This is a genomic window from Pseudarthrobacter sp. Hb11, assembly GCF_059383655.1.
Genome location: NZ_JBWZCM010000007.1, coordinates 19857 through 43547, shown reverse-complemented (window position 1 = coordinate 43547; position 23691 = coordinate 19857). Strand labels below are relative to the sequence as shown.

Here is a 23691-nt window from a genome sequence, read left to right as displayed (position 1 = left end):
CGCCAGCATGATCAAGGAATTCCGGCTCCCGGACCTGGGCGAAGGGCTTACTGAATCAGAAATCCTCAGCTGGAAGGTTGGGGTAGGGGATACCGTCAGCCTCAACCAGGTGATTGCGGAGGTCGAAACTGCCAAGGCAGTGGTCGAGCTGCCTTCCCCCTTCGCGGGAGTCATCAGGGAGCTGCACGAACAACCCGGCACCATCGTGGAGGTGGGCACACCCATCGTCTCATTCGAAGTAGCGGACGACGCCGGTAACCCCTCGTCAGGGCCCGGCACCGCCGCTTCGTCCCCGGCAGCTCCAGCGTCTCCCGCCGCGGGGCAGGAGGGGGAGCCGGCCAGGAGGCAACCCAACCTGGTGGGGTACGGTGCCGTCGTCGAAAGCTCCGCCCGGCCGGCACGGCGCCCCCGCAACCGGCTCGCGGTCGTTGAGTCTGTCCCAGTGACAGCACCGGGGGTTGAGCCCGTCGAAATCCAGCCCGCAGGAACCCGCCCCCGGTCTACCCCGCCCGTGCGCAAGTTTGCGAAGGACTTGGGCGTGGACCTGGCACTGGTGGCAGCGACGGGACCTCAGGGCCTGATCACCCGCGAGGACGTCCAACACTTTCTGGACGGCGGGCCGGCGGAGGCGGCTCCAGCCGGGGAAGCTGGAACACAGGGCGCGCTGCAAACCCGTCCAGGAGAGCGGGAAACCCGGACGCCCATCAAGGGCGTGCGGAAGTTCACGGCCGCCGCCATGGTACAGAGCGCCTTCACCGCGCCGCATGTCACCGAGTTCCTCACGGTGGATGTCACCCCTGCCATGGAACTGCTGGCCAGGCTGAAGGAAAGCCGCGAGTTCAGCGGCCACAAACTGACCCCACTCACCCTGGCGGCGAAGGCTGTGCTGATCGCGCTGCGCCGAAACCCCGCCCTGAACGCACGGTGGGACGAGGCGAACCAGGAGATCGTGACGTTCAACTACGTGAACCTCGGCATCGCCGCTGCAACACCAAGGGGGCTGACAGTACCCAACATCAAGGACGCGGACTCGCTGTCACTCCTGCAGCTCGCCGATGCCCTTGCCGAACTTACCGAAACTGCAAGGGCAGGCAAGACCACACCTGCCGAGCTGTCCGGGGGAACCATCTCGATCACCAATATCGGTGTGTTCGGGATCGACGCCGGCACACCCATCCTCAACCCGGGCGAAGCTGCCATCCTCGCGCTGGGGGCGGTGCGGAACACGCCGTGGGAGTATCAGGGCCAGGTGGCACTGCGCCAGGTCCTCACGCTGAGCCTGTCCTTCGACCACCGCCTGGTGGACGGGGAACAGGGCTCACGCTTCCTGGCAGACGTGGGCGCGATCCTCGCGGAGCCGGGGATGGCCCTCACGATGGTCTGAACTGGAGTTTTTGGACAGCAAACACGACTCCGGCGGGCGCCACGTCCCGTCCGCTGTCCAAAAACTCCGGTTTCAGGGGGAGTCCTGCGGGACCTCCACCAGCAGCGCGGCCAGGGCCATTCGCTCCAGCAGGGGCCGGGCGGACCGGGCGGCCATTTTCCGGCCGTGGCTGCGGACGGAATGCGGCGTGGAGTTGATGAGCCCGAACGTGGCATGGGCCCGCATCCGGAGTTCCGCGATCTCGGTGTCCGGATGCAACTTGGCGAGCACGTCCACCCACACCTCGACATAACTGAGCTGGAGCGTCCGTACGGCCGACTGATCCTGTTCGGACAGGTTGCTGAAGTCCCGGTCCTGTACCCGGATGACGTCCGGCTTGCCGAGGGCGAAGTCCACCTGGAACTCCACCAGGCAGCGCAGGGCGGATGCGGGATCGGGATTTTGGGCAACCACCTCCAATCCGCCGTTGAGCAGCTCCTGGCTGACGGTCACCAGCAGGTCGGCGAGGACCGCCTGTTTGCCGGGAAAGTGACGGTAGACGGCGGGGCCGCTGACCCCTGCAGCTGCCCCGAGGTCCTCAAGCGAAACGCGGTTGAACCCATTGACGGCGAACAGCGAAGCCGCGGCGGACAGCAGCGCCTGCCGGCGGTTCTCCTTCGCCTGGCCGCGCTGGGTAGAAGGCCCGTGCTGGGTCGAAGACCCGCTCCCGGTCGAGGACGTGCGCTCGCCGGCCTGGGTGGCATTGGTGCTGGCCACATTTCCTCCTCGGACCGCAGATCTAGCCAGGGTGGTTGTGTTGGACTTCACAGTTAATACAGACTAACCTGAATTTCAGTTATTGGCCGCTAACCGAGTTGCCTTCGGGCAGCTCGGATCGGAACAGGAATGGACCGTCAATGGAGACCCTTGCCACCCGGCTCGACTCAACAGCGGAGGCCTATGCGTCGAACCGGGCAGCCCAGCTGGCGCTCGCCGAAGAGCTGCGGAAGAAGCTCGCCGACGCCGCCCTGGGCGGGCCCGAAAAGTCGAGGGAACGCCACGTGGCCAGGGGGAAGCTCCTGCCCCGCGAGCGCATCAACCAGTTGCTGGATGACGGCAGCCCTTTCCTTGAGGTCGCCCCGCTGGCCGCCAACGGGATGTACAACGATGAGGCTCCCGGCGCCGGCGTCATTGCGGGAATCGGGCTGGTTCATGGCCGGCACGTGCTGGTGATTTCCAATGACGCCACCGTCAAGGGCGGAACGTACTATCCCATGACGGTGAAGAAGCACCTGCGGGCCCAGGAGATCGCCCTCGAAAACCGGCTGCCCTGTATCTACCTCGTGGATTCCGGCGGAGCTTTCCTGCCCAAGCAGGACGAGGTCTTTCCGGACCGGGACCACTTCGGCCGCATCTTCTACAACCAGGCCAGGCTCTCGGCGGCGAAGATCCCCCAGATCGCTTCGGTCATGGGTTCCTGCACGGCGGGAGGCGCCTACGTCCCTGCCATGAGCGATGAGACCGTTATTGTCCGGAACCAAGGGACCATCTTCCTGGGCGGGCCGCCGCTGGTTAAGGCCGCGATCGGTGAAATCGTCAGCCCGGAGGAACTCGGCGGCGGGGAAGTGCACTCGAGGATCTCCGGCGTGACCGACCACCTCGCCGAAAACGACGAACACGCCCTGCAGATCATCCGGGACATCGTCGCCACCCTGCCGCCCCCGGCGCCACCGGCGTGGGAGGTGGCGGACGCCGTCGAACCCGCTGAAGACCCGGCAGGGCTCTACGGGGCTGTTCCCGCTGACGTCAATGCGCCGTACGACGTCCACGAGGTGATCGCCAGGCTGGTGGACGGCGGCCGCTTCCACGAATTCAAGAAGGAGTACGGCGCCACCCTGGTGACCGGATTCGCCCGGCTGCACGGGCACCCGGTGGGCATCGTGGCCAACAATGGTGTGCTGTTCAGTGAGTCTTCGCTGAAAGGCGCCCACTTCATTGAGTTGTGCGACCAGCGCGGGATCCCGCTGGTGTTCCTGCAGAACATCTCCGGTTTTATGGTGGGCAAGGATTCGGAGCAGGGCGGCATCGCCAAGAACGGCGCCAAAATGGTCACGGCCGTGGCCACGGCCCGCGTGCCCAAGTTGACGGTGGTGATCGGCGGCTCCTTCGGTGCGGGCAACTATTCCATGTGCGGCCGCGCCTATTCGCCGCGGTTCCTGTGGATGTGGCCCGCCGCCCGGATCTCCGTGATGGGAGGCAACCAGGCCTCCAGCGTGCTGGCCACCGTGAAGCGTGACCAGTACGAGGCTGCCGGCCAGGAGTGGTCCGCCGAGGACGAGGAAGCATTCAAAGCGCCCATCCGCCGGCAGTACGAGGACCAGGGCAGCCCCTACTACTCCACCGCGCGGCTGTGGGATGACGGCGTGATCGATCCGGCAGACACACGCACCGTCCTGGGCCTGGCGCTGGACGTGGTGTCCCGCACCCCGCTGCCGGAAACCTCCTTTGGCCTCTTCAGGATGTGAGCCAGCAATGACCATGCCCCTTTCGCCCGCTACCCGGCAGGAAACAGCCGTCACGGCGCCGCCAAACCAGGATGCCCTTTTCGGCACAGTCCTGGTGGCCAACCGCGGCGAGATCGCATGCCGGGTCATTCGCACGCTCCGTGCCCTGGGCATCAGGTCGGTCGCCGTTTACAGCGATGCCGACGCCGGCGCCCGGCACGTGCGCGAAGCGGACACTGCCGTCCGTATCGGTCCCGCCGCTGCTACGGAGAGCTACCTGAAAGTCGAGGCCATCATCGAGGCCTGCCGGAAGACCGGCGCCGAAGCAGTGCACCCGGGCTATGGCTTCCTGAGCGAGAACGCGGACTTCGCCCGCGCCCTGGACCAGGCGGACATCACCTTCATCGGCCCGGGCGTGGAGGCCCTGAACATAATGGGGGACAAGATCCGGTCCAAAAACCATGTGGCCGGATACGGCGTTCCCGTCGTCCCCGGGGTGGCCCAACCGGGAATGACAGACGGGCAACTGGTCCAGGCTGCCGAGGCTGTTGGTTTTCCGCTGCTCATCAAACCCTCCGCCGGTGGAGGCGGCAAGGGCATGCATGTGGTGGAACGCCCGGAGGACCTTAAAGCCACGCTGTCCACGGCGCGGCGGGTGGCGGCAAGCGCCTTTGGCGACGACACCCTGTTCCTGGAGCGGCTGGTGCCAACCCCCCGGCACATCGAGGTGCAGGTGCTCGCGGACAACCACGGCAACGTCATCCACCTCGGCGAGCGTGAATGCTCCCTGCAACGGCGGCACCAGAAGGTTATTGAAGAGGCACCGTCGCCGCTGCTCGAAGGGCTCCCCGAGGGCAGCGCGATCCGTGCCCGCATCGGCGAGGCCGCCTGCAACGCCGCGCGCAGTGTGAATTACAGCGGTGCCGGAACGGTGGAATTCCTCGTCTCCGATGATTCGCCGGAGGAGTTCTACTTCATGGAAATGAACACCCGGCTGCAGGTGGAGCACCCGGTCACCGAGATGGTGACCGGCATCGATCTCGTTGAATGGCAGGTGCGGATCGCCGCCGGCGAGGAACTCACCGTCCGGCAGTCCGACGTCGAACTTAACGGGCACGCAGTGGAAGCCCGCGTGTACGCCGAGGTGCCCGAGAAGAACTTCCTTCCCTCCACGGGCACTTTGCTACTGCTGGACGAACTGCCCGGCGGGCCAAGGCGGCCCAGCGCCCCTTCCCCGACCCAGATTACTGCCGGTAACGGCGTCGTGCGGGTGGACTCGTCCTTGGTGGAGGGCCTGGAACTCTCGGCCAGCTACGACCCCATGATGTCCAAGCTCATCGCCTGGGGCGGAAACCGCGCGGCTGCCCTGGCTACCCTCGACGTGGCGCTCGCCGGATATACAGCGCTGGGGCTGGACACCAACGTGGAGTACCTGCGGCTGCTCATCAATGATCCCGACGTCCGCGCGGGCCGGCTCGATACCGGCCTGATAGAGCGCAAACTGCCGGACCTCTCGTTCCGCCGGGTTGCCGATTCCGAACTGGTGGCGGCTGCGCTTCTCGCCGTCGCGACCGAGGAACAAAACAACACACCCCTGCCGCCCGGCCCCTGGCACGCGCGGAATGGCTGGCGGCTGGGAGCACCGGCACCCCGGCGGGTCAGCTTGGGCACGCCCGACGGCGGCGTCGCAACAGTCCGCGTCAGCGGTGCCGCTGCCGGGAGTACTGTCCTTGTGGCAGTGGACAGCGGACCCGCACGCCCGGCGCGGCTGGAGTTCCTTTCCCCGCGCGCGGCCGTGCTGACCCTGGACGGCCGCGCAACAACCTATGCTGTCGCGCAGGTCTTCCCTGGCCCGGCGACCCCTGCATATGATTCGCCGGTCAGCGGGGTACCCGCGGAACTGTTCCTAGGCAACGCAGGCTGGTCCTGCCGGCTGGAGGTGCTCACCCGCGAGTCGCGGCTTGAGCGGGTGCTCGCTGCCGTCCACCGGGAGGAGGGCGCCGCGGATCCCGCCGTTCGCTCACCGATGCCGGGAACGGTGGTGTCCGTTCCGGTCAGCGATGGCGACGCCGTGGTGGCCGGACAGGTGTTGGTGTCCGTAGAGGCGATGAAGATGGAGCACCAGTTGCTGGCACCCCTGGACGGGACGGTCCACCTCAGCGGCCGGCCGGGTGACCTCGTGAAGGCGGACCAGGTCCTGGCCACCATCCACCCGCATGCCGTCACAGATGGCACCCACCCCCTGAACATCGATTCATCCAATGGCGAAGGAGCCTAGACATGGCAGGTTTTGAACTCAGCGAGGAATACCAGGACCTCAGCGACACCGTGCGGGACTTCGCGGACAACGTTGTTGCTCCGGTATCGGCCAAGCACGACGAGGAACACAGCTTCCCGTACGAGGTAGTGAAGCAGATGGCGGAGATGGGGCTGTTCGGCCTGCCCTTCCCCGAGGAATTTGGCGGAATGGGCGGGGACTACTTCGCCCTGGCCCTCGCGCTGGAGCAGCTGGGCCGCGTGGACCAGTCCGTTGCCATCACCCTCGAGGCAGGCGTATCCCTGGGTGCCATGCCGATCTACCGTTTCGGCACCGGGGAGCAGAAGCAGGAGTGGCTGCCAATGCTGGCATCCGGCCAGGCGCTCGCCGGCTTCGGCCTGACCGAACCGGAAGCGGGCTCGGACGCGGGCGGCACCAAAACCTCAGCCCGGCGGGAAGTCGTCGGAGACAAGACGAGCTGGGTGATCAACGGCAACAAGGAGTTCATCACCAACTCCGGCACGGACATTACCCGCCTGGTCACAGTCACCGCGGTGACTGGCCAAAAGGAACGCGGGGACGGCAGCCTCCAGAAAGAGATCTCCACCATCCTGGTCCCCACCGACACCCCCGGCTTCAGGGCGGAGAAGCCGTACAACAAGGTGGGCTGGAACGCCTCGGATACCCACCCGCTGACACTGAAGGATGTGCGCGTCCCGGAAGCGAACCTGCTGGGATTGGAGGGCCGCGGCTACGCGAACTTCCTGTCCATCCTGGACGAGGGCCGCATCGCCATCGCAGCACTTGCCACCGGCGCAGCCCAGGGCTGCGTGGACCTCTCAGTCAAATACGCCAAGGAACGCAGTGCCTTCGGTCACCAGATCGGCAAGTACCAGGCGATCTCGTTCAAGATCGCGCGCATGGAGGCAAGGGCCCATACCGCCCGCCTGGCCTACTACGATGCGGCGTTCCGCATGCTGGCCGGAAAGCCGTTCAAGACCCAGGCGGCCATCGCTAAGATGGTCGCAGGCGAGGCGGCCATGGACAACGCGCGGGATGCCACCCAGGTATTCGGCGGCTATGGCTTCATCAACGAGTTCACCGTGGCACGCCATTACCGCGACTCCAAGATCCTTGAAGTGGGGGAGGGCACCACGGAGGTCCAGCTGATGCTGATCGCCCGCGAACTGGGTCTGTAGGACTTGGGCCTGTAGTAACTGGGACTGTAGCCGGCCTGAAAGGATCACCGATGATTAACAAGGTTGTTGCCACCGCCGAGGAGGCCGTGGCGGACATCCCGGACGGCGCCTCGCTGGCCGTGGGCGGTTTCGGTTTGTGCGGCATCCCGGTGTCCCTCATTGACGCGCTGCACCGGGCCGGCACATCGGAGCTCGAAACGGTCAGCAACAACTGCGGTGTGGACGACTGGGGCCTGGGAATCCTGCTGCGCGACGGCCGGATCCGGCGCACCATCAGTTCCTACGTCGGCGAGAACAAGGAGTTCGCCCGGCAGTACCTGGCCGGCGAGCTTGAGGTGGTGCTCACCCCGCAGGGAACGCTGGCCGAGAAACTCCGGGCAGGCGGGGCCGGCATCCCGGCCTTCTACACCAAGGCGGGGGTCGGCACCCAAGTGTCCGAGGGGGGCCTGCCGCAAAAGTACGACGCCGAGGGAGGCATCGCCGTCGCGTCCCCACCGAAGGAGGTGCGTTCCTTCGCGGGGGTCGACTATGTGCTGGAGGAGGCTTTGACCCCGGACTTTGGTCTGGTCCACGCATGGAAGGGCGACCGACACGGAAACCTGGTCTTCCATGCCACCGCCATGAACTTCAACCCGCTCTGCGCCATGGCCGGGCGGATCACCATCGCGGAGGTGGAGGAACTCGTGGAGCCGGGCGAGCTGGATCCGGAACACATCCACACCCCGGGGATCTTCGTCCAGCGGGTGGTGCTGGCCCCCGGCGCCGAGAAACGCATCGAGAAACGGACCGTTGCACTCACCCAACCGGCAGGAGCTTAGCCATGGATCCAAACAGCCCCTACGCACCACGGCCCGAGGGCGTCCGTCCCGAGTACCGCCGCGCAGCTTCCCAGCACGACGCCCCCGGTGACGGTCGTAATACGTCGGAAGCCAAGGGCTGGACCCGTAACGAGCTGGCCGCACGGGTGGCGCAGGAGCTCAGCAACGGCCAGTACGTCAACCTGGGCATCGGCATGCCAACCCTCATTCCCAATTACATTCCGGCCGGCGTGGAAGTGGTGCTCCACTCCGAAAACGGGATCCTGGGCGTGGGCCCTTACCCCGCGGAGGACGCTGTTGACCCGGACTTGATCAATGCCGGCAAGGAAACAGTGACGGTCAACAACGGGGCTGCCTTCTTTGACTCGGCTACTTCCTTCGGAATGATCCGCGGCGGCCACGTGGATGTCGCAGTCCTCGGCGCCATGGAGGTGGCCGCGAACGGAGACCTTGCCAACTGGATGATCCCGGGCAAGATGGTTAAGGGCATGGGCGGCGCCATGGACCTGGTGTTCGGTGCCAAGAAGGTGATCGTGATGATGGAGCACGTGGACCGCAACGGAAACCCAAAAATCGTCCAGCAGTGCTCCTTGCCGCTGACCGGCAAGGGCTGCGTGGACAGGATCATCACCGACCTGGCAGTCATCGACGTCGTAGCGGACACCTCAGGGTCGCGCCTGGTGCTGCGGGAACTCGCGCCCAACGTTTCCGTGGAGGATGTGGCAGCAGCCACCGGCGCCGAGCTCTTCGAAGAAGACCGGGAACTGACTGTATGACGGGCGACGTGGTTTCGACAGGCCCAACTACCCGGGAGCAACGCGTGATTGAGCAGCGCGGACTGTACTTCGACGAGTTGGAGGAGGGCGTGCTGTACGCCCACCGTCCCGGCCGCACCGTTACGGAAGCGGACAACGTCCTGTTCACCACCCTCACCATGAACACCCAGGCCCTGCACCTGGATGCTGCCTGGAGCGCTGGGCAGCCCTTCGGCCGGCGGCTGGTGAACTCGATGTTCACCCTCGCCACGATGGTGGGCCAGTCCGTCTCCCAGCTCACCCAGGGCACCATCATCGCCCAACTGGGCCTGACCGACGTCTCCTTCCCGCATCCGCTCTATCACGGCGACACCCTCTATACCGGGACCGTGATCACCGGGAAACGGCTCTCCGCATCCCGTCCCGGCCAGGGAGTCGTGACCATGGAACACACGGGCCGCAACCAGGACGGCACAATAGTGGCGCTCGCGAAGCGCAGCTGCCTGATGTGGACGCAGGATGCGCACGCCCGGCAGCCAGGCTCGGGAGAGGGGACAATACCGGTATGACCTTTGTGATGGGCCCTGCCCTGCTTTTTTGCCCTGCCGACCGGCCGGAGCGCTACCAGAAGGCTGCCACCCGGGCCGACGCCGTCATCCTTGACCTTGAGGATGCGGTGGCCCCTGCCGACAAACAGCGCGCCCGGGGTGCGATACTCGCCCAGCTTGGCGCCACCGGTGACGAACCCGAGCTGGATCCCAGCCGGACCATTATCAGGGTCAACCCGGCCGGGACTGAGGAATTCGAGAAGGACCTGCACTGCCTGGCCCATACCCCGTACAAAACCGTGATGCTCGCGAAGGCCGAGAGTGCGGCCCAGCTGGAGGCCTTGGCACATTACCAGGTGGTTGCACTGTGCGAAACGGCAGTAGGCGTCCTCAACGCCCCGGCAATCGCCGCCGCCCCCAACGCAGTGGCCCTGATGTGGGGAGCCGAGGACCTGCTCGCGTCACTGGGTGGAACCTCCAGCCGGAAGGACGACGGCGGCTACCGGGCAGTTGCGCTCCATGCCCGGTCCTCGGTTCTCCTGGCCGCCCGGGCGTTCGGCAAGGAAGCCGTGGACGCCGTCTACACCAACATCCCGGACCTGGCGGGCTTGGCAACGGAGGCTGCAGACGCCGTCGCGTCAGGCTTCGGATCCAAGGCATGCATCCATCCCAGCCAGGCTGCAGTGGTCCGGGGCGCCTTTGCGCCGTCGGAAGCGGAAGTCTCGGCTGCGGCAGCACTGCTGCAGGCCGCCGCGGCGGCAGGGAAGGGCGTTTTCCAGTACAAGGGCCAGATGATTGACGGACCCATCCTCAAGCACGCCGAGGCCGTCATCCGGCGCGCAGGGGAGCACGCCTAAGGCTTCCGGTGCGCAGGGAGCACGCCTAACGTTTCCGCCCACTGGAACGGGGCAGCGAAACCGGTGGAATCGGCTCGTGGAGCAGCGTGCGCACCCACCGGTCTCCGGTCTCCCGGAACTCCTTGCGCGTCGCGAAACGGTAGTGGTAGCTCCGCACGCGCACCCAATGCGGGGGCACGCCGTCGAACGGGTCATGCCGGAGGAGCCGCAGGGTCCGGCGGTCCGCTTCCAGCAGCTTGCCGAGGAAGGCGTAGAACCACTCCTCATGGACGCTCCGCAGCGGCAGGAACCACATCAGCCAGTCAAGCCGCAGGTGGTACGGCGCCCATTGGCGCGGGATCTTGCGGACATCCCCCGGCTTGCCCTTAAAGCCGTACTCCCGCCAGCTGGAGGAATCGTCCGGGTCCTCGTCCAGCGTGCCTTCCACCACGATCTCGATGCGCTTTTTCGTTACGGATCCGAACGCCCCGTAGGTGTTGACCAGCTGCCAGCGGTTGAAGCTGGCGTTCATCAGCTGGCGGCGGGAGAACAGGTTGCGCAGGGGCCAGTAACTGAGCACCACCAGCAGCAGCGTGACTGCCAGGGTAATCACCAGCCACCACAGGGGAGTGTCCCTGCCCGCGGCGGCTTCTCCGTGCGAGTCCAGCGGGATAACCGGCAGGACGGCGTGCGCCACCGGATCGCTGACCGCGGCGAAGGCCAGCACGATGGCGATCCAGTTCAGCCAGGCGAAGTTGCCGCTGGCGACGAGCCACAACTGCGTGAGGATCACCACCGCCGCGGCCACGCTGCCTACCGGCTGGGGCGCGAACAGGAAAAAGGGCACCACCAGCTGGGCGAAATGGTTGCCCAGCACTTCGACTTTATGGAGCGGCTTGGGCAGCAGATGTGCCTGCCGGCTCAGGGGCCCAGGCATGGGTTGGGTCTCGTGGTGGTAGTACAGGGCGGTCAGGTCGCGCCACTCCCGGCCGCCGCGGATCTTGATCATGCCCGCGCCGAATTCCAGCCGGAACACCAGCCACACGATCAGGATCAGGATGGTGCGCGGCGGGTCCGTCTGGTTCGATCCCAGGAAGGCGACAGTGAAGCCGGCTTCCAGGAGCAGCATCTCCCAGCCGAATCCGTAGAACGTTTGGCCGACGTTCACAATGGACATGTAGAGCAGCCACAGGCCCAAAAACGCAATGAGCGGAACCCAGGGCGGCCCCTGCTGCGGGACGCCGGCCACAAGCAACGCGGACACCAGTAGCCCTGCCGCGCAGACCCAGCGCAGTAACCGGTCGGAATACCGCCAGCGGAAAAGGGTTGGCCGGCGTAAACGGCTGAAACCGGAAAGGTACTCCGGTGCGGGCAGGAGGCCCCTTTCGCCCAGCAGCGCGGGGAACTGGTTCAGTGAGGACAGGAACGCAACGAAATACAGTGCCGCCACACCCCGCTGCAGCACCTGCCGGGCGAACTCATATTCCGGCGCGTCAAACCAGGAGAGCCAGTCCACTCAGTCCACGTTACGCCCGGCCACCCCGTGGTCAAGGCGCAGCGGGTCAAGGATGGTGCGCGATACTTAAGCAATGCAGCCACGCAAGATCGCCCTCCTCGGATCCACCGGCTCCATCGGCACCCAGGCGATTGACGTCGTCGACGGCGCCCCGCACCTTTTCGAGGTGGTGGCCCTCAGTGCCGGGGGAGGCAACCTGGAGCTCCTCGCCCGCCAGGCGGTGCACACCCGGGCAGCGGCTGTGGGCATTGCCGGCGGCGACCCCCGGCGCCTGGCTGCGTTGATCGACGAAGCTGCGGGCGCTGCGGGAAAGCACGGCTACCGGCCGGAGATCATCGCCGGACCGGATGCCTCCACCCGGATCGCCGAAGTCAAGGCGGACGTGGTGCTCAACGGAATTACGGGGTCAATCGGCCTTGCACCCACCCTGGCGGCCCTCAAGTCGGGCGCAACGCTGGCCCTTGCCAACAAGGAATCCCTTATTGTGGGCGGATCGCTGGTGAAGGCTGCAGCACGGGCGGGCCAGATTGTCCCGGTTGACTCGGAGCACTCCGCCATTGCCCAGTGCCTGCGCTCCGGGTCTGCGGCCGAGGTGGACAAACTCATCCTCACCGCCTCCGGCGGCCCTTTCCGCGGCAGGACCCGTGAGGAGCTCCACGCTGTCACCCCGCAGGAAGCATTGGCGCACCCCACGTGGGACATGGGCGTGATGGTGACTACCAACTCGGCCACCCTCGTGAACAAGGGATTGGAAGTCATTGAAGCGCACCTGCTGTTCGACGTGCCGCTGGACCGCATTGACGTGGTGGTCCATCCGCAGTCCGTGGTGCATTCCATGGTCCAGTTCATCGATGGCTCCATCATCGCCCAGGCCTCCCCGCCGGACATGCGCCTCCCCATCGCCTTGGGGCTGGGCTGGCCGGACCGGGTGCCCAGGGCCGCGGCTGCCTGCGACTGGACCCGGGCGGTTGCCTGGACTTTCGAGCCGGTGGACGTGGCTGCGTTCCCTGCCGTTGTTCTCGCCAAGGACGCCGCAAAGCAGGGCAGCACCTTCCCCGCCGTGTTCAACGCGGCCAACGAGGAAGCCGTCACGGCTTTCCATGCCGGCCGCATCAGGTTTACGGACATCGTGGACACTGTCGCAGCAGTTCTCAGCGAACATTCAGGCTCCTCCGGGCTGACGGTGGAAACCGTACTGGATGCTGAAAGCTGGGCACGCGCACGAGCCAACGAACGTTTAGCAGTCAGCAGTCTCTAGGAAGCAGCAAGTACCTCCATGACCCCCGTTCTCCTTTTTATCCTCGGTGTCGTCTTTGTGGCCATCGGCATCGCTGCCTCCATCGCGCTCCACGAAGTGGGCCACCTCCTGCCCGCCAAGCTTTTCAAGGTCCGCGTCACCAAGTACATGATCGGTTTCGGTCCCACGCTCTGGTCGCGGCGGAAAGGGGAGACCGAGTACGGGGTGAAGGCCATTCCGTTGGGCGGCTACGTGTCCATGATCGGGATGTACCCGCCCAACCAGGACGACGGATCCGTGCGTCCCTCCAGTACGGGAATGTTCCAGACCCTGGCAACGGAAGCACGCTCCGTGGCTCACGAGGAAGTGGGCCCGGGCGATGAAAACCGGGTGTTCTACCGGCTTCCGGTGTGGAAAAAGATCATCGTGATGCTGGGCGGCCCGGCCATGAACATGGTCCTCGGAGTGGCGCTGACGGCGGTCCTGCTGATGGGCTTTGGCATGGCCACAGCCACCACCACCATTTCCGACGTCTCCAAGTGCCAGGTGGCGGCGGGCGAAACCGTGGACCCCGATTCAGCAGACTGCCAGCTGACGCCCGCTGCCGCGGCCGGCCTTAAGCCCAGTGACACAGTAACCTCTTTTGATGGCAAGGCCGTGACCAGCTGGGACCAGCTGACGGAATGGATCAGGGCCTCGGCCGGACGTGAGGTTGCCATTACCGTGGAGCGGGACGGGGCCCCCGTTTCCACCACCGTGACTCCCGTGCTGTCGGCCCGGCCGATCATCGGTGCGGATGGCCAGCAGGCGAAGGACGACGCCGGAACCCTCCTCTACCAGGACGTCGGCTTCCTGGGCATCGGTGCGCAGACGGAACTGGTGGCCCAGCCGGCGTCGTCCGTCCTGCCCATGGCCGGGGAGAATATCCGGCAGGTGGCAGGAGTGGTGTTCAACCTGCCCGCGCGTGTGGTGGGCGTGGCGAAGGCTGCCTTCAGCGAGGAACCACGCGACCCCAATGGCCCCATCAGCGTAGTGGGTGTGGGCCGGGTGGCCGGTGAAGTGGCCGCCATGGAGGAAATTCCGGTCCAGTCGCGGGTGGCAACCCTGGTGGGACTGCTTGCCGGGCTGAACTTCGCGCTGGCGGTCTTCAATCTGATCCCGCTGCTGCCTCTTGATGGCGGCCATGTTGCGGGCGCGCTGTACGAAGGCGCCCGGCGGCAGGTGGCCAAACTGTTCGGCAAACCGGATCCCGGAGCCTTCGACATTGCCAAGCTGCTCCCCGTGACTTACGTGGTGGCGGCCCTGCTCATGGGCATGAGCGCGCTCCTCATCTACGCCGATATCGTGAAGCCGGTGAACCTCTTCGGCTGACCTTCCTGTTCTTTAACGGAACAAGTGCTTTCCGCCTATCAGCCTCTTCCGGCTGATATTCAATAATCAGCTACCGGTGATTGATTATCCAGAATCAGCTGCTTAAAGTTATGGCATGTACGTTCTCACCATTGACCAGCGGGGCAGCTCTTCTGACGTAGACCGGGTGCCGGAGCTGATTTCCGCCCTGCGGGATCTCACGCCTGCCGCCTTCGAACGTTCCGTAGGTGATGAGCTCCAAGGTGTCGTGGAGCATGCCGCAGAGGTGGTGGACGTAGCCCTCCAGGCGCTTCGGAGTGGTCATTGGTACGTCGGAATTGGAATCGGCAGCGTGCAGCTGGCTCCGGGGGAAAGTCCCAGGGAGGGGTCCGGAAGCGGCTTCGTGGCGGCGCGAAAAGCTGTTGAACTCGCGAAGACTGCAACAGGCCAGGTTCCGTTGTCAGTGGTACCGGGCACTATGGGCCGTGGCAGGGACATCCCGTCCCAAGCCCAGGAAGGGGCCATGGCCAGTGCAAATGCCCAGGCGGTGCTTCGCCTGATCGGGAGGGTGGTCCAGCAGCGTACCGAGGCGCAGTGGCGGGTGGTGGACCGGCTGCGCGCATTCCAGGGCGGCGAGGGCAGGCATGGCAGCCAGAAGCACGTTGCCCAAGAGCTGGGAATTACCGAGCAATCGGTGAGCCGGGCCGTCCTTCGATCCGGCTGGCAGGAAGAATGGGCAGCCAGGCCGGCAGCAGCAATGCTCCTGGATCACGCCCACTCCCACTTTGTCCGTTCCCAGAATGAAGGAGCCAGGTGACCGCGCTTTGGATCACTGTTGCACTGCTCGTAGCGGGCTTCGCCGGTTGGCCGGTGACCGCCCTGGTGTTCCGCCTCGCCAGAACCATCGACGACAAGGCCGATGCCGCAAAGGCTGCCGGGGAAGCCAGGAGGGCAGCCGAGGACCCGGCAGCTGACGTAACTGTGGACGAGGCGCACGGCGAAGCCCAGAACGTGGATGGCGAGCTGACAGCCGCAGCCAACGCGCCGTCGTCGGGTGCTTCCGCTTTGGTGACCCCTGCTCCCAGCCAGCGCATCCTCCGCGGCGGCGCCATAATCGGAGTGCTGGAGCGGCTCGGCGTGTGCCTGGCGATCCTCACCGGACAGCCTGTGGCCATCGCATACATCGTTGCCATCAAGGGCCTGGGCAGATTCGCGGAACTGAAGGAAACGCCCGTGGCGGCCGAACGCTTCATCATCGGAACCTTGGCCTCCATGCTGTGGGCGGCCGGAACGGCAGCGGTGGTCAAAGTACTGTTCCTCTCCTAGGAAGAGGCGGGACTGGGCGCGATCGCCCCCGCAGGCTTCCCGGATGGGTGCAAGGGCAGGCAGGGCGATAGGGTAGCGGTATGACAGTTTTTGCCGTTGAGTATGTTTACGCCGCCGATTCCACCGAAGCCCGCAGCGCCGCCCGTCCGGCCCACCGTGAATGGACGTCGGGCCTGGCGCAGGACGGTGCCATCCTGGCCAGCGGACCGTACGGTGACGGGGCAGGAGCACTGCTGATTTTCAAGGCAGCAGACGAGGCCGCCCTGAACTCCATCCTCAAGCAGGACCCCTTCGCCGCTGCCGGGGTGATCGCCGGAACCCGGATCACCGAATGGTCACCCGTTACCGGCATGCTGGCCGGCTTCGCCGCGTAGCCGCTTCAACGCCCCTTTCAACTCTAGGAGTCCACGTGACCTCGGTCAGCCTGGGAATGCCCTCAGCACCGCCGCCCGTCCTCGCCCCCCGCCGCAAGACCCGCCAGATCAAGGTTGGTTCAGTAGGGGTTGGCTCGGATTTCCCCATCAGCGTGCAGTCCATGACCACAACCCCCACCACGGACATCAACGCCACCCTGCAGCAGATTGCGGAGCTCACGGCGTCCGGCTGTGACATTGTGCGCGTGGCCTGCCCTTCTGCCGATGACGCCGAAGCGCTGCCCATCATCGCCAAGAAGTCCCAGATCCCGGTGATCGCGGACATCCACTTCCAGCCTAAATACGTCTTTGCGGCCATCGAAGCCGGCTGCGCCGCAGTGCGGGTGAACCCGGGCAATATCCGGAAGTTCGACGACCAGGTCAAGGAAATCGCTGCTGCAGCCCGCGACCACGGCACCTCCATCAGGATTGGCGTCAATGCGGGCTCGCTGGAGCCTGGCATTTTGAAGAAGTACGGCAAAGCCACTCCCGAGGCGCTGGTGGAATCCGCCGTCTGGGAAGCTTCCCTGTTTGAGGAGCACGGTTTCCACGACTTCAAAATTTCCGTCAAGCACAACGACCCCGTGATCATGGTGGCGGCATACGAGATGCTGGCAGAAAAAGGCGACTGGCCGCTGCACCTCGGCGTGACCGAGGCAGGCCCGGCATTCCAGGGAACCATCAAGTCCGCCACCGCCTTCGGTGCCCTGCTGTCCCGGGGCATCGGCGACACCATCCGCGTGTCCCTCTCGGCTCCGCCGGTGGAGGAAATCAAGGTGGGCAACCAGATTCTCCAGTCCCTCAACCTGCGCCCGCGGAAGCTGGAGATTGTCTCCTGCCCGTCCTGCGGCCGCGCCCAGGTGGACGTGTACACACTCGCAGAGCAGGTCACTGCCGGCCTTGAAGGCATGGAGATTCCGCTGCGGGTGGCCGTTATGGGCTGCGTGGTGAATGGTCCCGGTGAGGCCCGTGAGGCTGATCTTGGCGTTGCTTCCGGCAATGGCAAGGGCCAGATCTTTGTGAAGGGTGAAGTCATCAAGACTGTGCCAGAGAGCCAGATTGTTGAGACACTGATCGAGGAGGCCATGCGTATCGCGGAAGAGATGGGGGAGGCCGATGGCGAAGATGCTGTCAAGGGTAGCCCCGTGGTTAGCGTCTCGTAAGGACGTCCCCGACCCCCCGGGAATTTCCGTCCGTACCCTGGACGGAACGAATACTGCTGCGCTCCGGCTGCTGGCCCAGCAGGATCCGGTGGCCAATGTATTTATCCTCGCGCACCTGCAAGCTGCCGGTACTGCCGCACCCACGAGCGGCGGCGCCGGCGTCATTGGCGTCTTCGACGATGGCGTCCTGGTGGGTGCGTGCTGGGCAGGGGCCAACCTGGTTCCGGTCCAGCTTGACCCGGAGTTTGCCGGGGCCGTCGCCGAGGCGGCCAATGCGTCCGGACGCCGTTACGCCTCCGCGTTCGGCCCGGCCCAGTCCGTTCTAGCCCTCCATGCTGAACTTGTGGAATTGGGCCACCGGGCGCACGAAGTCCGCGCCGAGCAGCCCCTGATGACCATCGAGGGCCCGCCGTCGATCCAACCGGACCCCGGCCTTGGGCCGGGAAACCTTGCCGACTTCGACCGCATCCTTCCTGCCTGCGCCGCCATGTTCGAAGAAGAAGTGGGATATTCCCCTTTTCTGGGCGGCAGGGAATTTTACAGCCGGCGGGTGGAAGGACTGATCCGCCAGGGCCATTCCCTGGTTCACCTCAACAATGCCCGCGAGGTGGTGTTCAAAGCCGAGCTGGGTGCGGTCACGCCGGAGGTCACCCAGATCCAGGGCGTCTGGATGAATCCGCTCTACCGGGGCCAGGGCCTCAGCTCCGCATACATGGCCGCCGTTGTGGAGCAGGCAAGGAAGATCGCTCCCGTCACCAGCCTTTACGTCAATGGCTTCAACCTGCGCGCCCGTGCCACCTATGAGCGGGTCGGCTTCCGGCAGGTGGGCACGTTCGCTACGGTGCTGTTCTAGTGGTGCCATAGCCGTCTCCGCTGCCCCCGGGTGCTCCGGCCCGGCGGGCCCTAAATTTAATCAGCCGGTGAACTAAAACCAGCCTGGATCTGTCGCTGATCTACGTCCTGATAGAAGGAATACTTGTCAATTGTGGCCGCCATCACTTAGGTTCGATCTAGCTGCGCTGCAGTGGCGTGGGCGGTCTCACCACTCCTCACCAGTACTTAAGCGATAACGGCGTTGAGCCACGCCCGGATGCAATGACCAGCCCTTTTGGGGGGCCAGGGGCTTTGTATTCCCGGGCGTGGCTCTACTGCGCTTGCCGGTAGATTAGTACGCAGACGAATTGCCCGGCCTGCTGTTGCTCCAGCACCTCCCCAGAAACGGATACCCGCCCGTGGTTACAAGACTGTCCCAGCTCTTCCTTCGCACCCTGCGTGAAGACCCCGTCGACGCCGAGGTGGCCAGCCACCGCCTGCTGGTCCGTGCCGGCTACATCCGCCGCGCAGCCCCCGGAATCTACACATGGCTGCCGCTGGGGCTGAGCGTCCTGCGCAAGGTCGAAGCCATCATCCGGGAGGAAATGGCGAACATCGGTGCCCAGGAGGTCCACTTCCCGGCGCTCCTGCCGCGCGAGCCTTACGAAGCTACCAACCGCTGGACCGAATACGGCGAGGGCTTGTTCCGCCTCCAGGACCGCAAGGGCGCTGACTACCTGCTCGCCCCCACCCACGAGGAAATGTTCACGCTGCTGGTCAAGGACCTCTACTCCTCGTACAAGGACCTGCCGCTCAGCCTTTACCAGATCCAGAACAAGTACCGCGATGAGGCCCGCCCCCGCGCCGGGCTCCTGCGCGGACGCGAGTTCATCATGAAGGATTCCTACTCGTTCGACGTTGACGACGCCGGCCTGGACGCCAGCTACGCCGCGCACCGCGGCGCCTACCTGCGGATCTTTGAACGCCTCGGCCTGGAAGTCATCCCGGTGACCGCAACCGCCGGCGCTATGGGCGGCTCCAAGAGCGAAGAATTCCTGCACCCCACGGAGATCGGCGAGGACACCTTCGTCCGTTCAGCGGGCGGCTACGCCGCAAACGTGGAGGCCGTCACCACGGTGGCGCCGGCAGAGATCGACTTTTCCGCTGCTCCTGCCGCGGAGGTCCTCGACACCCCTGACACGCCCACCATCGAAACGCTGGTGACAGCCGCCAACCAGCTCGCCCCCCGTTCGGAGGCCGACGGCGGCGCCTGGACTGCCGCGGACACGCTCAAGAACGTGGTGGTGGCCGTTACCCTGCCCACCGGAGAGCGCCAGCTTGTGGTCATCGGCCTCCCGGGCGACCGCGGCGTGGACCTGAAGCGCGTCGAAGCGAACATCGGGTCCTTCCTGCCGATCGCCGGCGAGATCGGCCTCGAAGCAGCCAACGACGACGACCTCAAGAAGCAGCCTCTGATCGTCAAGGGCTACCTCGGGCCCGGACTTGCGCTGGACCAACCGCTGCTGGGCAGCGAAAGCGAATCGAAGCTCCTCTACCTGGTGGACCCCCGTGTTGTCAGCGGCACCGCCTGGATCACCGGCGCGAACGAAGCCGGCAAGCACGTCTTCGGCCTTGTGGCAGGCAGGGACTTCACCTGGGACGGTGTCATCGAGTGCACCGACGTCCACGAAGGTGACCCGGCTCCTGACGGCTCCGGCCCCCTGGAAATTGCCCGCGGGATCGAGATGGGCCACATCTTCCAGCTCGGCCGGAAGTATGCCGAAGCCCTGGAGCTGAAGGTCCTGGACCAGAACGGCAAGCAGGTCACAGTGACCATGGGCTCCTACGGCGTGGGTGTCACCCGGGCCGTTGCGGCGCTGGCCGAATCCAACAATGACAGCAAGGGCCTGGTGTGGCCGCGTGCCGTGGCGCCGGCAGACGTCCATGTCGTGGCTGTGGGCAAGGGCGAGGACATCTTCGCCACCGCAGAGCAGTTGGCAGCAAGCCTGGAAGCAGCGGGCCTTGATGTCCTGCTCGATGACCGGCCCAAGGCCTCGCCGGGCGTCAAGTTCGGCGACGCCGAGCTGCTTGGCGTGCCCACCATCCTTGCCGTGGGCCGCGGCCTGGTGGACGGCGTGGTGGAGATTAAGGACCGCCGCAGCGGCGAAGCCGAGAACGTTGCCGTAGACAAGGCAGTTGACTACGTAGTCAACGCTGTCCGCGCCGGCTGACCCGCAGTAGTGCTCCCGGGGCTTGAGTCCATCCAGCTCACCACGCTGGTATTGATTGTGCTGGCGGGTTTCGCCGCGGGCTGGGTGGACGCCGTGGTGGGCGGGGGCGGGCTGATCCAGCTCCCCGCCCTGTTGCTGGTCCCGGGCATCTCGCCTGTCCAGGCCTTGGCGACAAACAAAATGGGGTCCATTTTCGGAACCGCAACCAGCGCCGTCACGTACTACCGACGGGTGGGGCCGGACCTGAGGACGGCCTTGCCGATGGCTGTCATTGCCCTGGCGGGCAGCTTCGGCGGCGCAGTTCTGGCCGCCACGCTTCCGTCCAGCGTGTTCAAGCCCATTATCGTGGCCGCGCTGGTGGCAGTTGCGCTGTTTACCGCCCTTAAGCCGGACGCGGGCCACGTCACTGCCCTGCGGCACAATGGCCATAAGCACTATGTGGTGGCGTGCCTGATCGGCGCCGTCATCGGCTTTTATGACGGCCTGATTGGCCCGGGGACGGGTTCCTTCCTGGTCATCGCCTTGGTTTCGGCGATGGGTTATGCGTTCCTCGAAGCCAGTGCCAAAGCCAAGATCGTGAACATGGCAACCAATGCCGGCGCCCTGATGTTCTTCCTGCCGCACGGGTCCATCCTGTGGGGGCTGGGCCTGCTGCTGGGTATTGCCAACATGGCCGGCGGGTACCTCGGAGCCAGGACGGCGGTAGCGCAGGGGAGCCGGTTCGTCCGTGTCGTCTTCCTTGTGGTGGTGGCCGCCCTGATCCTCAAGCTCGGTTACGACGTCTGGCAGGAAAACTTCCCCCAACAGGGGTAGAAGAGGACCTCGTGGGCACCGAACGCGGGGCGTAGCATGCAGCTATGCCACACGGTGAAGACGAGTACGCCCGTGCTTTAGCTGCCGCTGCCGGCCATGCCGGGAATTGGCTGCGCAGTATGCCTGACAGGCCAGTTGGCCCGCGCCTGCCCGCGCATGACCTCACGGGCGCTTTCGGGGGGCCCTTGCCTGCCGCCGGCATGGCGGCCGAGGACGTCGTTGACCTCCTGGCCCGGACAGCCGAGCCGGGGCTCATGGCCATGCCATCCGGCCGCTTCTTCGGCTGGGTGATCGGCGGTACGCTGCCGGCTGCCCTTGCCTCTGACTGGCTGGTGAGCGCCTGGGACCAGAACGCCGGCCTCCGCTACGCCACCCCCGCCATGGCGGCCATCGAGGAAAGCGCAGGGGCCTGGCTGCTGGAGCTGCTGGCTCTTCCTGCCGCGTCCGACGTCGGGTTCGTCACCGGAGCCACCATGGCCAACTTCACGGGGCTGGCAGCAGGACGGTGGCGGCTGCTCGCCGACGCTGGGTGGGACCTGGACCGGGACGGGCTGAGCGGGGCACCTCGAATTCGCTGCTTCGTGGGCCGGGAACGGCACGACACCGTAGACCTTGCCCTCCGGTATCTGGGGCTGGGAAGACCGGTGGTGGTTGATGCTGACGATCAGGGGCGGTTGATTCCCGCAGCCCTTGAGGCGGCGCTGGCTGGCGGTTCCGGGCCGGCTCTGGTCTGCCTGCAGGCAGGAAACCTGCACTCCGGGGCTTTTGACCCTTTCGCCCAAGCCATCCGCATCGCCCGGAAGCATGGCGCGTGGGTCCACATCGACGGTGCTTTCGGACTCTGGGCGGCGGCGGTGCCCGAACTTCGGGACCTGACAGGCGGCTACGAGGACGCTGACTCGTGGGGGACCGACGCGCACAAGACGCTGAACGTGCCGTACGACTGCGGCATTGCCATTGTCCGCGACGCCTCGGCTCTCCGATCGGCCATGGGCCTGCACACCAGCTACCTCATTCAGGACGGCGAGGGCCCGGGTGACCGCTTCGAAAAGGTGCCGGAGTTGTCCCGCCGTGCCCGGGGTGTGCCTGTATGGGCGGCACTGAAAAGCCTGGGCAGCGACGGCGTTGCAGCCCAGGTGCGCGGGCTTGTGGCCGCGGCGTCGGAGATTGCGGCAGGGCTGGCAGGAATCGACGGCGTGGAGGTCCTGAACGACGTCGGCTACACACAGGTCTGCGTGGCGTTCGGCGACGACGCCACGACCCGTGCCGTGACAGCACGCATCATCGCGGACGGCAGGGTATGGATGTCCGGCTCCCGCTGGCAGGACCGGGACATCCTGCGTATTTCCGTCAGCAACTGGCAAACGGCCGATGACGAAGTGCGCACCGCCGTGGCGGCCGTCGGGTCCGCCCTCGCGGCCGTGCGGGACATCTGACTTCACGGGAATCCTTCAGCGTCAGCGCGCCCTGACCGCCGCTCCCGGTTCCGGCAGGCGATGTGCGGACGGCAGCCCGTCCAAGGTCTGGCCGGCCAAAGTGCTGGCCACCCACAGGGAACGCTCAAGGTCGCCTCGATGGTCCGGCTTTCCCGCGTAAGCCAAAGCGTTCTCCACTTCCCGGGCGATGCCCCATTGCCGTGCAACGTCCGGGTCCAGCCCGGCAGCGGAACTGAAATCAGAACAGCGTTGCCGCAGCCCGGCTCCGGTGTCCTTGACGGGCAAGTCGGACAAGCGGTTCCACAGCAGCGGCGCCACGGCGAACTCCGGCTCCCCGATCATGGGCTGGGGGTCGATGGCGGCGAAGCCTGCCGCCGTCGTAACTACCGGCGGGGATGGAAGACCTGCCGGTGCGGACGCAGACGGCCTGGCCAGGACATTGAGGAAATGCAGGTCCGTGTGGACCAGGACATCGCGTGCCGAACGCCTGCCCACCGCCCCGCGGGTTTGGCACACCTCAAGGGCTGCCTCGAGCAGCCAGCGCGGGAAGGGACGCCCCAGCTGTTCCCATTCCACGGGCAGGTCGTCACTCCACTGCTCTGCCCGCGCGGCGATGTGTTCGAATTCCTGCCACTGCGGCCGGTCATCGGGGGTGAGGCTCAGCTGCCGCACCAGGCCTGCCCACACCTCCACGGCGTCCTCCACGGGGACAGCGGCGAGGGAGCGTTCGCCGTCGAGCCGCTCCAGGAGCATGGCGCAGGTACCCGCATCGGAGGCCAACAGCGCCACCGCGCCCCGTCCCTGCCATAAGGCGAGGGCATGCCGCTCAACCCGGGCTTCGTCATGCGGGAAAGCGATTTTGAGGGCCGCCGGAGTGCCGTCCACCTGCTGCACCGGGATGACCACCCCGCCATGGCCGTTCCAGGGCAGGGCGCCGCGGGGCAGGTCCGGCGTCAGCTGCCAGTTGTCCAGCCGGCCCTGGATGAGGCCCGGCAGGGATGCAAGCCAGGCCCGCCCTGCGCTGCTGCGGCTGTACCGCGCAGTGAGGTCGGGTGGGATTGGTACTGCCGCCGGTTCGCTCATCAGTTCCAGCGTAGGGGCAGGGGAGCGGCC

The 23691-nt window shown here is 65.9% G+C and carries 21 protein-coding genes; 18 read left to right on the top strand and 3 right to left on the bottom strand.

Features of this window, described 5'->3' with window-relative positions:
- Positions 1–7 precede the first annotated feature (7 nt).
- Positions 8–1384: a dihydrolipoamide acetyltransferase family protein gene (locus AC50X7_RS11755; protein WP_494979164.1), complete on the top strand. Its 1377-nt coding sequence runs from the start codon at positions 8–10 to the stop codon at positions 1382–1384.
- A gap of 72 nt (positions 1385–1456) precedes the next feature.
- Here the strand turns inward: AC50X7_RS11755 and AC50X7_RS11750 are convergent, their stop codons facing one another.
- Positions 1457–2140 (bottom strand): SACE_7040 family transcriptional regulator, encoded by a 684-nt coding sequence (locus AC50X7_RS11750; RefSeq protein WP_494979163.1) that lies wholly within the window; start codon positions 2138–2140, stop codon positions 1457–1459.
- 140 nt (positions 2141–2280) lie between these two features.
- On the opposite strand from AC50X7_RS11750, the gene AC50X7_RS11745 reads away from it, so the two are divergent.
- From AC50X7_RS11745 to AC50X7_RS11715, 7 genes are read left to right on the top strand one after another with little or no spacing between them, the layout of a single operon-like run.
- A complete protein-coding gene (locus AC50X7_RS11745) occupies positions 2281–3888 on the top strand; it encodes a carboxyl transferase domain-containing protein (protein WP_307095685.1) in 1608 nt (535 codons plus the stop codon).
- A 7-nt stretch (positions 3889–3895) separates the two neighbouring features.
- Complete coding sequence (locus AC50X7_RS11740; RefSeq protein WP_494979162.1) at positions 3896–6145, top strand: acetyl/propionyl/methylcrotonyl-CoA carboxylase subunit alpha; 2250 nt, start codon at positions 3896–3898, stop codon at positions 6143–6145.
- A gap of 2 nt (positions 6146–6147) precedes the next feature.
- Positions 6148–7323 (top strand): acyl-CoA dehydrogenase family protein, encoded by a 1176-nt coding sequence (locus AC50X7_RS11735; RefSeq protein WP_494979161.1) that lies wholly within the window; start codon positions 6148–6150, stop codon positions 7321–7323.
- A gap of 50 nt (positions 7324–7373) precedes the next feature.
- Complete coding sequence (locus AC50X7_RS11730; RefSeq protein ID WP_307095681.1) at positions 7374–8141, top strand: CoA transferase subunit A; 768 nt, start codon at positions 7374–7376, stop codon at positions 8139–8141.
- 2 nt (positions 8142–8143) lie between these two features.
- Positions 8144–8917 (top strand): CoA transferase subunit B, encoded by a 774-nt coding sequence (locus tag AC50X7_RS11725; RefSeq protein WP_494979160.1) that lies wholly within the window; start codon positions 8144–8146, stop codon positions 8915–8917.
- Positions 8914–9465 (top strand): MaoC family dehydratase, encoded by a 552-nt coding sequence (locus AC50X7_RS11720; RefSeq protein ID WP_494979159.1) that lies wholly within the window; start codon positions 8914–8916, stop codon positions 9463–9465. The genes AC50X7_RS11725 and AC50X7_RS11720 overlap by 4 nt, the downstream gene beginning before the upstream one ends.
- A complete protein-coding gene (locus tag AC50X7_RS11715; protein ID WP_494979158.1) occupies positions 9462–10301 on the top strand; it encodes an HpcH/HpaI aldolase/citrate lyase family protein in 840 nt (279 codons plus the stop codon). The genes AC50X7_RS11720 and AC50X7_RS11715 overlap by 4 nt, the downstream gene beginning before the upstream one ends.
- Positions 10302–10326: 25 nt before the next feature.
- Here the strand turns inward: AC50X7_RS11715 and AC50X7_RS11710 are convergent, their stop codons facing one another.
- Complete coding sequence (locus tag AC50X7_RS11710; protein WP_494979157.1) at positions 10327–11796, bottom strand: lipase maturation factor family protein; 1470 nt, start codon at positions 11794–11796, stop codon at positions 10327–10329.
- Between the two features lie 73 nt (positions 11797–11869).
- On the opposite strand from AC50X7_RS11710, the gene dxr reads away from it, so the two are divergent.
- From dxr to AC50X7_RS11660, 10 genes are all read left to right on the top strand, one after another.
- Entirely contained in the window at positions 11870–13054 is a 1185-nt protein-coding gene (gene dxr / locus AC50X7_RS11705) for a 1-deoxy-D-xylulose-5-phosphate reductoisomerase (protein WP_494979156.1), read from the top strand.
- Positions 13055–13072: 18 nt separating this feature from the next.
- Positions 13073–14404, top strand: coding sequence for a M50 family metallopeptidase (locus AC50X7_RS11700; RefSeq protein WP_494979155.1), 1332 nt, complete (start codon positions 13073–13075; stop codon positions 14402–14404).
- Between the two features lie 115 nt (positions 14405–14519).
- Positions 14520–15200 carry a MarR family transcriptional regulator gene (locus tag AC50X7_RS11695; protein WP_494979154.1) on the top strand — a complete coding sequence of 227 codons (681 nt, stop codon included), beginning with the start codon at positions 14520–14522 and terminating at the stop codon, positions 15198–15200.
- Entirely contained in the window at positions 15197–15709 is a 513-nt protein-coding gene (locus AC50X7_RS11690) for a hypothetical protein (protein ID WP_494979153.1), read from the top strand. The genes AC50X7_RS11695 and AC50X7_RS11690 overlap by 4 nt, the downstream gene beginning before the upstream one ends.
- A gap of 80 nt (positions 15710–15789) precedes the next feature.
- On the top strand, positions 15790–16083 hold the full coding sequence (locus AC50X7_RS11685; protein WP_494979152.1) for a YciI family protein: 294 nt from the start codon (positions 15790–15792) through the stop codon (positions 16081–16083).
- Between the two features lie 35 nt (positions 16084–16118).
- The gene (gene ispG, locus AC50X7_RS11680) at positions 16119–17285 is read left to right on the top strand and encodes a flavodoxin-dependent (E)-4-hydroxy-3-methylbut-2-enyl-diphosphate synthase (protein WP_104042819.1); all 1167 of its coding nucleotides are present in this window, start codon (positions 16119–16121) and stop codon (positions 17283–17285) included.
- Positions 17248–18138 carry a GNAT family N-acetyltransferase gene (locus AC50X7_RS11675; protein WP_494979259.1) on the top strand — a complete coding sequence of 297 codons (891 nt, stop codon included), beginning with the start codon at positions 17248–17250 and terminating at the stop codon, positions 18136–18138. Before ispG ends, AC50X7_RS11675 begins: the two co-directional genes overlap by 38 nt.
- A 379-nt stretch (positions 18139–18517) precedes the next feature.
- Positions 18518–20329, top strand: coding sequence for a proline--tRNA ligase (locus tag AC50X7_RS11670; protein ID WP_494979151.1), 1812 nt, complete (start codon positions 18518–18520; stop codon positions 20327–20329).
- A gap of 9 nt (positions 20330–20338) precedes the next feature.
- Positions 20339–21142, top strand: a complete 804-nt coding sequence (locus tag AC50X7_RS11665; RefSeq protein WP_494979150.1) for a sulfite exporter TauE/SafE family protein — start codon at positions 20339–20341, stop codon at positions 21140–21142.
- A gap of 44 nt (positions 21143–21186) precedes the next feature.
- Entirely contained in the window at positions 21187–22578 is a 1392-nt protein-coding gene (locus AC50X7_RS11660) for a pyridoxal phosphate-dependent decarboxylase family protein (protein ID WP_494979149.1), read from the top strand.
- Positions 22579–22599: 21 nt separating this feature from the next.
- Here the strand turns inward: AC50X7_RS11660 and AC50X7_RS11655 are convergent, their stop codons facing one another.
- Positions 22600–23661, bottom strand: coding sequence for an aminoglycoside phosphotransferase family protein (locus tag AC50X7_RS11655; RefSeq protein ID WP_494979148.1), 1062 nt, complete (start codon positions 23659–23661; stop codon positions 22600–22602).
- Between the last annotated feature and the right edge of the window lie 30 nt (positions 23662–23691).